We start from the raw sequence: 11,629 nt of genomic DNA on the forward strand, positions 1-11,629 counted from the left end.
GTTGGCACAGCTGCACGGACGGCGTTTCAATCGGGGCGAGCGTGCGGGTTGCCCGAGAGGGTCGGGGGATGCGCTTCGTTCGGACGTGTCCTGCTGTAGCGCGAATGCCGCGCTTACGAGCCGCTGATTCTCGGGCACGCCTTCGATCTGCGCGCGATCGGCATCATTGAGGTTCTCGCCCGGCGTGGCAGTTGGCGAGCCGATCGGATTGCGGAGCTGCGTCCGTGACAGCACTACGTTTGGCGGTCCGGCATAGCTTTGGCTACGCTCGACATGAATTTTGACTTGACATAAATGTATCTCTCGCCGGATCGCATTCCAGCATCGTACCGGCTTGTGGGGAGCGTCCCGAATGCAGGCGAGTCCGTGAGGGTAGAGTTTTTTGTTGAATTTTTGCGAGAAACTGCTCGGCCGCCGTTTCTCATCAGGGCGTTGCGGCCGATATTGGATTGCCGCTGAGCTCAATATGGGCAGGATTGTGGGTAGGAGGCTATCTGCGATTGCGGGAGTCTTACCTGGCGGATCCGTGCGAGCGATGATCAGAGTCTGCTGCCTGAAGAAAATATAGTGCAGGGCAACGGATAGGTCACTAAGCGCGTCTGCCTGACGCCTGAGCATCGAAAGATGCTGGAAAACCAGGACGTCGGTCCGCCCGGCTACACCGGCGCCGCGCTGTCCGGCGCGCGGCCGGTTTCCGCGCGCGCACGTGGCGCATGCAATGTGACGCTGCAGCCGACGTCGACGTCATCGAAGCGCAGCGTCATCCCGTGCATCGTCGCGATCGCGGCAGCAAGACTGAGCCCGAGGCCGCTGCCCGCCGTGTGGCGGCTCGTCTCCGCGCGATAGAAGCGCTGTAGCACCGCCTGCCGCTCATCCGGTGCGATGCCCGGGCCGTCGTCGACGATCGTGATGCCGATGCCCGTCGAATCGCGAAACGGCTGGATCGACACGTGACCGCCGTCCGGCGCGAACTTGATCGCGTTGTCGACGAGATTGGCCAATGCCTCGAACAGCAGGTTGCGGTCGCCCCGCAATTCAAGCGAAACATCCGACACGCGCCGATAGTCGAGCGTAATGCGTTTGTTCTCGGCAGTCGGTTCGTAGTACTCGACGACATCGTTGGTGACGGTGGCGAGATCCACGACGGAAAAATTCTGCTGGCGCGCGTGCGATTCGATCTCGGAGATGCGCAACATCGCATTGAAGGTGTGCAGGATACTGCCGGCCTCGGCGATCGTGTCGTCGATTGCGGCGCGATAATCGGCCTCGCTGCGCGCGCGCCGCTGCGCACGTTCGAGCCCCGCGAGGAGGCGCGTGAGCGGCGTACGCAGGTCGTGTGCGATTGCGTCGCACACGCCCTTGACCTCGTGCATCAGCCGCTCGATCTCGTCGAGCATGCCGTTGACGACATGCACGAGCCGCCCCATGTCGTCGTGTTTCGTATGGACCGGCAGGCGCTGGCTCAGGTTGCCGGACACGATCTCCTCGATCGATCGCGTGACGGCGTCGAGCCGCCGCACCGCACCGACGCCGACGAACGCCGCGCCGACGAGCCCCGTCAGCAGCATCAGCAGCCCGGCCGTCGCGAGTACGTGCAGCAGTTCCTCGTCGAAGTGGTCGAGTTCGCGCGTGTTCTGGCATTGGATCGCGGTGCGGCCGTCCGGCAACCGCGTGGCGATGCAGCGGCCCGGAACGCTGTGTTCCCCGTTCACGGTCAGCCGCATCGAGAAAGGCTTGTCGAACACCGGGATCGGCGGCCGGTCGCCCATGTAGCCGCCCGCGACGTGCTTGCCCTGCGCGTCGAACAGGCCGAACGGCCGCTGCTGGCGCGGATCGAACTGACTCTGGTGCATGAAGCGCGCGGCGAGGTCGGCGTTGGCGTCGCGCACGATCGCAGCGTGTTCGCGCACGAGCCAGTCGTCGACGCGCTCCGTCTCGAAGCCGGTGATCTCGATGTACAGGTACGCGAACAGCACGAGCGATACGATGCCGAACATCGCGAGGAACAGCGTCGCGAGCCGGAAGCTGGTGGTGCGGTGGAGGTCAGTCAGTTGCACGGAGCGTATATCCCGAGCCGCGTACCGTCCGGATCAGCGACAGCGCGCCGGTCGGATCGAGTTTCTTGCGCAGGCGGCTGACATGCACGTCGATCACGTTGGTGCGCTCGTCGAGCCGATAGCCCCAGACGGCCTCGAACAGCATCGTGCGGCTCACAGTCTGGTCGGCATGCCGCATCAGGAATTCGAGCAGCAGGTATTCGCGCGGCAGCAGCGCGACCGGCCGCCCGGCGCAGGTGACTTCGCGCGTCAGCAGGTTGAGCGACAGCGGCCCGACCTGGTAGGCGTGCTCGGCGCTGGCGGGCGCGTCGCGCCGGCGCATCAGCGCGTCGAGGCGGGCGGTCAGCTCGATGAAGTCGAACGGCTTCGTCAGGTAGTCGTCGCCGCCCACGCGCAGGCCGCGCACGCGCTCGTCGACCGCGGACAGCGCGCTCAGGATCAGCACGGGCGTGGTCACGCCCGCGCTGCGGATCGCCGCGAGCATGCCGAGCCCCTCGAGGCCGCCGGGCAGCATCCGGTCCAGCACGATCGCGTCGTACTGCTTCGCGACCGCGAGCATGAGGCCGTCGCGGCCGGTCCGCGCGGATTCGACCGCCCAGCCGTAGTCGGTGAGCGCGGAGACGATTTCGTCGAGGGTCTGATGATCGTCTTCGACGACCAGGAGTGTGGGCATCTGGGATCCGCCAGGGAAGGTGCATCGGCTCGCCGGCCGCGCGCGAAGCGTAAACTAGGCGCTGGCAGTATGTACCGGCTTGTCCAACATCCGGTTCGCGCCAACATGAAATAAATTTAACCTAATTCGTTCCAGCATGCGGATCCTGATCGTCGAAGACGACGCGCGCGGCGCGCAGTTCATCGCGCGCGGCCTGACCGAGAGCGGCCACGTCGTGGATACGGCGGGCGACGGCGCGCTCGGGCTCGCGCTCGCGCGCGAGGGCATCTACGACGTGATCGTCACCGATCGCAAGCTGCCGGGGCTCGACGGCATCGAGCTGGTGCGGCGCCTGCGCGAGCACGATCGCGCGACGCCGGTGCTGATGCTGTCCGCGATCGCGGGCCTGGGCGAGCGGGTCGCCGGGATCCGCGCCGGCTGCGACGACTACCTTGCCAAACCCTACGCGTTCTCCGAGCTGCTGGCGCGCGTCGAGGCGCTGGCCCGCCGAGCCGACCGCTCGCGGCTGCAAGACGAATTGCGGGTGGCCGACCTGTCGCTCGACCGCCGCACGCGCCGTGCGAGCCGAGGCGGCCGCGACCTGCAGCTGCAGCATCGCGAATACCTGCTGCTCGAGTGCCTGATGCGCCATGCAGGGCAGGTCGTCACGCGCAGCATGCTGCTCGAGGCGGCCTGGGACTACCAGTTCGAGCCGCGCGGCAACGTGATCGACATGCACATGCACCGGCTGCGCGGCAAGGTCGACCGCGATTTCGCGCAGCCGCTGATCCATACCGTCGTCGGCGCAGGCTACATGGTGCGCGCGAGCGATTGAGCCGGCACGCGGCGCACGCCGTCGCGCATGAAATTTAATTCATCTTCGAGCGAAAGGCCGGACAGGAACGCGTCGCTATCCTCGCCGCATTTCAGTCGCGAGGGAGTTGCTTCATGCTTCGGTCGAACGGATCGCCGCCCCGGCGCGCCGCATCGCGCCTGTCGTTTCGTGGCCAGGCCGCCGCCACGTTGCTGGCGGTTTCGCTGGCGCTGGCAGGTTGTTCGTTCGTGCCTGCCTACCAGCGGCCGGCCCAGGCCGCGCCCGCCGCGTGGAACGATGCCGCGCAGGCGTCGCTCGCCGGTACCGTGCCGGTGGCGAGCGGCTGGTGGCGCGCGTACGGCGACAGCGCGCTCGATGCGCTCGTCGAGCGCGGCCTGCAGCACAACTATTCGCTCGCGTCGGCGCTTGCCTGTGTCGACGAGGCGCGTGCCAACGCGGAGAAGGCCGGCGCGCCGCTCTATCCGTCGCTATCGCTGAACGGTACGTTCGACCGTAGTCATCACCGCAGCGGCAGCAGCGGTTCGTCGGGCTCGGGAAGTTCGAGCCGCAGCCAGAGCCTGTTCGCGGAGGCGAGCTACGAGATCGATTTCTGGGGCCGCAACGCGGCCAACGCGAACGCGGCGGGCATGCTCGCGCAAGCCGCGGGCTTCGACCGCGACACGGTTGCGCTGACCCTGACCGCATCGATCGTCGATACCTATTTCCAGGTGCAGAGCCTGCGGCAGCGCGTGGCGCTCGCGCAGTCGATCTCGGCGAATGCCGCGCGCATCCTTGCGTTGCTGCAGGCCCAGCAGGCGGCGGGTGTCGCGACCGAACTGCAGGTGCAGCAGCAGCGCAACGCGCTGGCGAGCTTCGATGCGACGATCCCGGCGCTGCGCCAGCAGCTCGGGCAGAACCTCCATCTGCTCGCGACCCTCGTCGGCGCGGTGCCGGAAGGCTTCGACGTCGCGGCGGTGCCGCTCGCGGGCATCGCGGTGCCGCAACCGCGCCCGAACCTGCCGGCCAGCCTGCTCGACACGCGCCCCGACATTCGTGCGTCCGAAGCGCGCTTGCAGGCGGCCAACTACGACGTCGGTGCGGCACGCGCTGCCTTCTTTCCGAACCTCGTGCTGACGGCTGACGGCGGCCTGAGCAGCGGTGCGCTGTCGCATTTCCTGTCGAGCCCGTTCGCGAGCGTGGCCGCGGCGCTGACCGCGCCGATCTTCGACGGTGGTGCGCTGCGTGGGCAACTGCACGCGACCGAGGCGGCGTCCGCGAAGAGCGTCGCCGACTACCGGCAGACGATCGTCACCGCGCTGCAGGACGTCGAGGACATGCTGAGCGCCGCGTCGCAGCAGCAGCAGGTCGAGACGGCCGACCAGGAGGCCGCCGACGCAGCGGGCAAGGCCGCGCAGCTCGCCGAGGCGCAGTACCTCAGCGGCACCGTCGATTTCCTCACCGTGCTCGATACGCAACGCACGCGCTACCAGTCCGACGACACGCTCGTGCAGACGCGCCTCGCGCGGCTGCAGGCCTCCGTCGGATTGTTCCGCGCGTTCGGCGGCGGTTTCGGCGTGACGGAGCCGCCGCCGGCCGTGGCCAGCGCGACCGTTCCCGCCCCGTTGCCCGACACTTCATCCCATTCCATCGCGCCATGAATCACGCTGCCGATCTTCCTCCGCAACAACCGCCGCGGCACGGCCGCCGCCTTTCGCCGGGGTTCGCCGTCGGCGCCGCCGCCGTGCTCGCGCTCATCGTCTGGTGGCAGTGGCCGAAACACGCGGCCCATGCCGCCGTGCCTGCCGTGCCCGTCGTCGCCGGGCATCCTGTGCTGGCCGATTTTCCGATCCGCGCCGTCGCGGTCGGCACCGTGCAGGCGCGCAACGCCGTCGACGTGAAGGTTCGCGTCGATGGCCAGTTGCAGCGTGTGCTGTTCGCGGAAGGACAGGACGTCAAGGCCGGGCAGCTGCTCGCGCAGCTCGATCAGGGGCCGCTCACTGCCCAGTTGCACCAGGCCGAGGCGACGCAAGGCAAGGATCAGGCAAGCCTCGAGAACGCCAGGCTCGATTTCGACCGCTATTCGAAGCTCGTCGGCATCGGCGCGGCGACGACGCAGAGCGTCGATACGGCGCGCGCGCAGGTCAAGGCGCTGACGGCGACGGTCGCGGCCGATGCGGCGATCGTGCAGAACGATCGCCTGCAACTGGGTTTCACGACGCTGACGGCGCCGTTTGCCGGGCGCGTCGGCGTGCGCGAGGCCGACCTCGGCGCGATCGTGCATCCGGGCGACGCGACGGGTATCGTGACCGTGACGCAGATGGAGCCGATCGACGTGCAGTTCTCGGTGCCGCAGGACGTGCTGCCCGACGTGCTGGCCGGCCAGCAGGGCGCGCCGCTGCCGGTGACCGTCACGGCACGCGCGGGCGGCGCGCCGCTCGCGCAGGGCACGCTGAGCTTCATCGACAGCCAGGTCGACCGTACGACCGGCCAGATCCGGCTGAAGGGCGCGTTCGCCAACACCGATCGCAAGCTGTGGCCGGGCGAACTCGTCACCGCGCAGGTGCTGCTGCGCACCGACCGTCAGCGGCTCGCGGTGCCGAGCCGTGCGATCGTCAACACGCAGGCGGGCCCGCAGCTCTATGCGATCGATGCGTCGGGCACCGCGCGACTGCGCGCGGTGCGGACGGGGGCGGCGGTCGACGGGATGATCGAGATCGCGAGCGGCGTCGCTGCCGGCGATCTCGTCGTGTTCGAAGGACAGAGCCGCCTCAATCCCGGCACGCCCGTCGGGGCAAAGCGGGTCGACGCGCGCGATGAAGCCGTGGCACCCGTGCCGCCCGCCACGCTGGATGCGTCGTCATGAGCCTGCTCGAACTGTTCATCCGCCGACGCATCGCGACGTCGTTCCTCGCGGTCGCGGTCCTGCTCGTCGGGCTCGTCGCGTACTTCATGCTGCCCGTCGCGCCGCTGCCGCAGGTCGATTTCCCGACCATCCAGGTCGTCGCGAAGCTACCCGGCGCGAGCGCGGACACGATGGCGACCTCGGTCGCGACGCCGCTCGAGCGGCAATTGTCGAACATCTCCGGCATCACGCAGATGACGTCGTCGAGCTCGCTCGGCACGACCTCGATCGCGATCCAGTTCGATCTGTCGCGCGACATCAACAGCGCGGCGCAGGACGTGCAGACGGCGATCAACGCGGCGGGCGGCACGCTGCCGAAGAACCTGCCGAATCCGCCGACCTACGAGAAGGTCAACCCGGCGGACTTCACGCTGCTGTCGCTGGCGCTGACTTCGCCGTCGCTGACGCTCACGCAGCTCGACAGCTACGCGGAGAACTTCCTCGCGCAGCAGATCTCGCAGATGCCCGGCGTCGGCCTCGTCGATTTCCACGGGCAGCAGCGCCCGTCGGTGCGGATCCGCCTCGACCCGGACAAGCTCGCGGCGCGCGGGCTTACGCTGGAGGACGTCCGCTCGATCGTCGGCGTGCAGACCGTCAATGCGCCGAAGGGCAACCTCAACGGCCCGGACCGCTCGGTCGTGCTCAATGCGACCGACCAGCTCACGTCGGCGGCAAGCTACCGCAACCTGGTCGTGGCCTACAAGAACGGCGCACCGGTGCGGCTCGACGATCTCGGCACCGTGGTCGAGGCGGCGGAGGACACGCAGCAGGCCGCGTGGCTGCAGCACGAGCGCGCGATCATCATCGACGTGCACAAGCAGCCGGGCTACAACGTCGTCCAGACGATCCGCAATATCACTACGCGCCTGCCGCAGCTCGAGGCGTCGCTGCCCGCGGCCGCGCACGTGCAGGTGGTCGGCGACCGCACGCAGACGATCGACGCGTCGGTGCACGACGTGCAGTTCACGCTGATGCTGACGATCGCGCTCGTCGTGATGGTGATCTTCTCGTTCCTGCGCAACGTCTGGGCCACGGTGATTCCGAGCCTCACCATCCCGCTGTCGCTGGTCGCGACGTTCGGCGTGATGTATCTGCTCGACTACAGCCTCGACAACCTGTCGCTGATGGGGCTCACGATCGCGGTCGGCTTCGTCGTCGACGATGCGATCGTCGTGATCGAGAACGTGATGCGCCACATCGAGGAGGGCGTGCCGAAGATGCGCGCGGCGTTGCTTGGTGCGCGCGAGGTGCGTTTCACGATCGTGTCGATGACGATCTCGCTGATCGCCGTGTTCATCCCGATCCTGATGATGGGTGGCATCGTCGGCCGCCTGTTCCGCGAATTCGCGGTGACGGTGAGCGTCGCGATCGTGATGTCGGCGCTGGTCTCGCTGACCGTCACGCCGATGCTGTGCGGCTGGCTGATTCGCCCGCCGGGCTCGGACGGCGGCCGGCTGCGCACGCTCGAACGCTGGCTCGAAGTCGCGTTCGTCGCGGTCGAACGCCGTTACGAGCGCGGCCTCGACTGGGCGCTCGCGCATCGCAGGACGATGCTCGCGGTGACCATCGGTACCGTCGCGCTGACGGCTGCGCTGTTCGTCACCATGCCGAAAGGCTTTTTCCCGCAGGAGGATTCCGGGCTGATCATGGGCGTCGCGCAGGCCGCGCCGGACATCTCGCCGCAGGCGATGGCGCAGAAGATGCAGCAGCTCGGCCGCATCGTCGAGGCCGATCCGGCCGTCGACAACACCTATTACTGGATCGGCCCGAATCCCACCGTGAGCCAGGGGCGCGTGATGATCAACCTGAAGCCGTTCGGCGTGCGCACGGCGAGTGCGGCGCAGGTGCTTGCGCGGTTGCGGCCGAAGCTGGCGAAGGTGACGGGAATCACGCTGTCGATGCAGGTCAGGCAGGACATCCAGGTCGGCGGACGGATCAGCGCCGCGCAATACCAGTACACGCTGCAGGACGCGGACGTGCAGGAGCTGAACCAGTGGGCGCCGCGCCTGACGAAGCGCTTTGCCATGCTGCCGCAACTGACCGACGTGACGTCCGACCAGCAGGCGTCGGCGACGAGCGCGACGATCGTGATCGACCGCAACACCGCGTCGCGCTTCGGCATCACCGCGCAGGCGATCGACGACACGCTGTACGACGCGTTCGGCCAGCGCCAGATCGCGACGCTCTTCACGTCGCTGAACCAGTATCACGTCGTGGAGGAGGTCGATCCGGCCTTCCAGTTGACGACTGACGCGCTCGCGCACCTGTACGTGCGGTCTCCGCTGACGAGCGAACTTGTGCCGATGAACGTGCTGGTGAGCATCGAGAACAATGTGTCGCCGATCTCGGTCAACCACCAGGGACTGTTCCCGGCCGTGACGATCTCGTTCAATCTCGCGCCGGGGCAATCGCTCGGCAACGCGGTCGCGGCCATTCGCGCGGCGGAGGTGGCCGCGGCCAAGCCCGACACGCTCTCGGGCACGTTCCAGGGCACGGCTCAGGCGTTCCAGGCATCGCTCGCGAGCGAGCCGTACCTGATTCTCGCCGCGCTCGTCGTCGTGTACCTCGTGCTCGGGATGCTGTACGAGAACCCGATCCATCCGCTGACGATCATCTCGACGCTGCCGTCGGCGGGCGTCGGGGCGTTGCTTGCGCTGCAGCTCTTCAGGCAGGACCTGTCGATCATGGGCATGATCGGCATCATCCTGCTGATCGGCATCGTCAAGAAGAACGCGATCATGATGATCGACTTCGCGCTGGTGGCCGAACGCGAACAGGGCCTCGCGCCGGTCGCGGCGATCCGCCAGGCCTGCGTGCTGCGCTTCCGGCCGATCATGATGACGACGCTTGCCGCGCTGTTCGGCGCGCTGCCGCTCGCGATCGGGCATGGCGCGGGCGCCGAGCTGCGCGTGCCGCTGGGCATTGCGATCGTCGGCGGGCTGATCCTGTCGCAACTGCTGACGCTGTTTACGACACCCGTCGTCTACCTGTATTTCGACCGGCTGGCGCGGCGTTTCGAACGTGGCGCGGGAGAGGACGATTCGCTGCTGGAGCCGGTGGCGGAGACGGAGCGGTCGCGGTGATGGCAACTAGGGATGGCTTCAACTGCAGGGAGATGTTCGGCAAGGCCATTCGCCGGCGCGGTTTCGTGGGCGACTTGTCACCTGTGCGGTTCGAGCGGCGCCAAGCGCTGAATGGCTCGTGAGTGTCTATGACACGCTGGCTGGTCAGGCGGCTTGCAGGGCGTCTTGTCTGGCGGGTCTGTACGAGCGGTGGTTGGCGTTGGCCGCCTTCCGCCGCAACAGTTTTCCGCGATGTGAGTGCTGCGGGTGGCGTGCCGTGTATCGCTCGATCGATGTGATCGACGCGTGCACGGGCACGCGACCTGCCATGTCGAAGTCGATTCCTCCGTCGATCCTTTTCAACGCGGTGCGATGCCGCCGGTCGTGACAGGGACATCCCTCCCTCCCGAGTAGCAGGCGCGAAATCTTTCAAATTGGTATTTCGAAGTAAAAGGGCGGCGCGAATTGCCAAGGGGCTGGTTTGGGCAGCAGGATTTCAGCAATTGCATAATAAAGGGGCTTGATTGTGCGGTGCGGAAGTTCTCCGGTTGACATCATCTTTATCGATGATCCGCGCGCCGAATCGAAATGCCTGGATAAATGAATAAGTGAATTAATGCGTTGATTAAAACGCGGCGCGATTGTGTGATTTCCGGAAATTGTCAAGCTGATTGCTGAGCGTATTTCGATTGGGAATGTTTTGTGACATCGGCTTTACAAATCCGCCTCGTCATCCAGCTGGACGGCCGTCCAGCGGCGTGAGAACCCCCATGCGCCGCGTGCAACGAGACGTTCGGCCGCTGATTTTTCTTTCGAAATCTGTCGAAAATGTAAGGCGTTACAAACCGAAATCGTGGACTGATTATTCCAGTTGCTGTGTGTGACTTTATTTGGCAGGATTTTCATCTGGTTGCTCGGTTCAAAAAAACAAAGCGGTCGACAATTCAATTAACCGAAATGACACGCGCCGGGCGAGCAACGGTTTGACAGACGGATGACAAAAACAGGTGGCGAGGCGGCGAACAGGCGACATTGTTCGCAATTGGTGAATCAATCGCTTGCCCGGCAGTGTCGATGCGTCACCGCATCGATGATCCGGGCGAATCCGACGCGGGGCGGTCATGGCGATACTCAAGAACGGTTCTTCCGGGGAAGCGTGCCTGCTTCGCGCATATCACGTGTTCGGTCGCGATGCCGCGCGCTGTGACACGGTCATCCGGGATGCGTCGGTGTCCCGCGTCCATGCCCATATCCGCTGGAGCGGCGGGCAGTGGGAGCTCCACGATCACAGCAGCAACGGCACGCTGGTATCGGGCGTTCCGTTGCGCGACGGCGAGCATGCGGTGCTGCAACCCGGCGACGTGATCCGGTTCGGCCGGGACGGTCTCGCACCCTGGCGTGTCCATGCGCTCGACGATCCGGCCGATACGCTGTGGCCGATACGAGGCGCCGCGCCGCCGATCGTGCTCGCGCCGCGCCAGATCCTGCCGGCCCGCGCTGCGCGGCCGGTCACGATCGTCCGGTCGGCGGTCGGCGAATGGCTGTGCGACGACACGCTTCCGGCTCGCGCGCTCCACGACGGCGATGAAGTGTCGACCGGCGACTTCACGTGGCGCGTGGCGCTCGTGAGCAGAGGCTCGACGATGATGCTCGCCGTGCCCGCCGATCCGGCCGCGCCGGCGCAACTGCTCGAATTCTTCGTCAGCCGTAACGAAGAGCACGTGCGCATGCTGCTGCACGTGCGCGGCGGCGTGGTCGACCTCGGCGAGCGGGCCCATCACTACAGCCTCGTCACGCTCGCGCGCGCACGCTCGGCCGACATGCAGGCCGGCTACGACGCCGCCTCGCAAGGCTGGATCGACCTCGGGCGGCTGGCGCACATGCTCGGCATCGATACGTCCCATGTCAACGTACAGATTCACCGCGCGCGGAGCCAGTTTGCGGCGCTGCCGGGGCTCGACGCGAGCCAGCTCGTCGAGCGCCGGCGCGGCAGCGTCCGCTTCGGCGACTTGCCGTTCCGCGTCATGCGCGGCGAGCATCTCGAATGCCAGTCGGTGCCGGGCGTCGAGCTGCGCATCGGCGCGCATCGTCCGGCGCCGGGCCAGATCGTCCACTACTCGTGAACGCGGACGAGCCGGCTGT

Annotated in this window: 8 protein-coding genes; 5 read left to right on the forward strand and 3 right to left on the reverse strand. The window is 66.8% G+C overall.

The features are described from left to right. Nucleotides 1–656 precede the first annotated feature (656 nt). Nucleotides 657–2,057, reverse strand: coding sequence for a sensor histidine kinase (locus LGN19_RS00640; protein ID WP_226212831.1), 1,401 nt, complete (start codon nucleotides 2,055–2,057; stop codon nucleotides 657–659). Continuing rightward, the gene (locus tag LGN19_RS00645; protein WP_226212832.1) at nucleotides 2,044–2,730 is read right to left on the reverse strand and encodes a response regulator transcription factor; all 687 of its coding nucleotides are present in this window, start codon (nucleotides 2,728–2,730) and stop codon (nucleotides 2,044–2,046) included. The genes LGN19_RS00640 and LGN19_RS00645 overlap by 14 nt, the downstream gene beginning before the upstream one ends. A 136-nt stretch (nucleotides 2,731–2,866) precedes the next feature. Here LGN19_RS00645 and LGN19_RS00650 point away from each other — a divergent pair, with 136 nt between their 5' ends. The 4 genes from LGN19_RS00650 to LGN19_RS00665 all read left to right on the forward strand — a co-directional run bounded on the left by LGN19_RS00650 (nucleotide 2,867) and on the right by LGN19_RS00665 (nucleotide 9,508). Next, on the forward strand, nucleotides 2,867–3,544 hold the full coding sequence (locus LGN19_RS00650) for a response regulator transcription factor (RefSeq protein ID WP_122949258.1): 678 nt from the start codon (nucleotides 2,867–2,869) through the stop codon (nucleotides 3,542–3,544). A 113-nt stretch (nucleotides 3,545–3,657) separates the two neighbouring features. After that, nucleotides 3,658–5,181, forward strand: a complete 1,524-nt coding sequence (locus LGN19_RS00655; RefSeq protein WP_226212833.1) for an efflux transporter outer membrane subunit — start codon at nucleotides 3,658–3,660, stop codon at nucleotides 5,179–5,181. Nucleotides 5,182–5,264: 83 nt separating this feature from the next. Next, nucleotides 5,265–6,386 carry an efflux RND transporter periplasmic adaptor subunit gene (locus LGN19_RS00660; RefSeq protein ID WP_226212834.1) on the forward strand — a complete coding sequence of 374 codons (1,122 nt, stop codon included), beginning with the start codon at nucleotides 5,265–5,267 and terminating at the stop codon, nucleotides 6,384–6,386. After that, a complete protein-coding gene (locus LGN19_RS00665; RefSeq protein ID WP_226212835.1) occupies nucleotides 6,383–9,508 on the forward strand; it encodes an efflux RND transporter permease subunit in 3,126 nt (1,041 codons plus the stop codon). The genes LGN19_RS00660 and LGN19_RS00665 overlap by 4 nt, the downstream gene beginning before the upstream one ends. A gap of 693 nt (nucleotides 9,509–10,201) precedes the next feature. Here LGN19_RS00665 and LGN19_RS00675 read toward each other — a convergent pair. Further along, nucleotides 10,202–10,393 (reverse strand): hypothetical protein, encoded by a 192-nt coding sequence (locus tag LGN19_RS00675; RefSeq protein ID WP_226212836.1) that lies wholly within the window; start codon nucleotides 10,391–10,393, stop codon nucleotides 10,202–10,204. A gap of 215 nt (nucleotides 10,394–10,608) precedes the next feature. Here LGN19_RS00675 and LGN19_RS00680 point away from each other — a divergent pair, with 215 nt between their 5' ends. After that, entirely contained in the window at nucleotides 10,609–11,610 is a 1,002-nt protein-coding gene (locus LGN19_RS00680) for an FHA domain-containing protein (RefSeq protein ID WP_174958459.1), read from the forward strand. Nucleotides 11,611–11,629: the final 19 nt, after the last annotated feature.

The sequence above is a fragment of the Burkholderia sp. AU30198 genome (assembly GCF_020419825.1).
GTDB lineage: Bacteria > Pseudomonadota > Gammaproteobacteria > Burkholderiales > Burkholderiaceae > Burkholderia.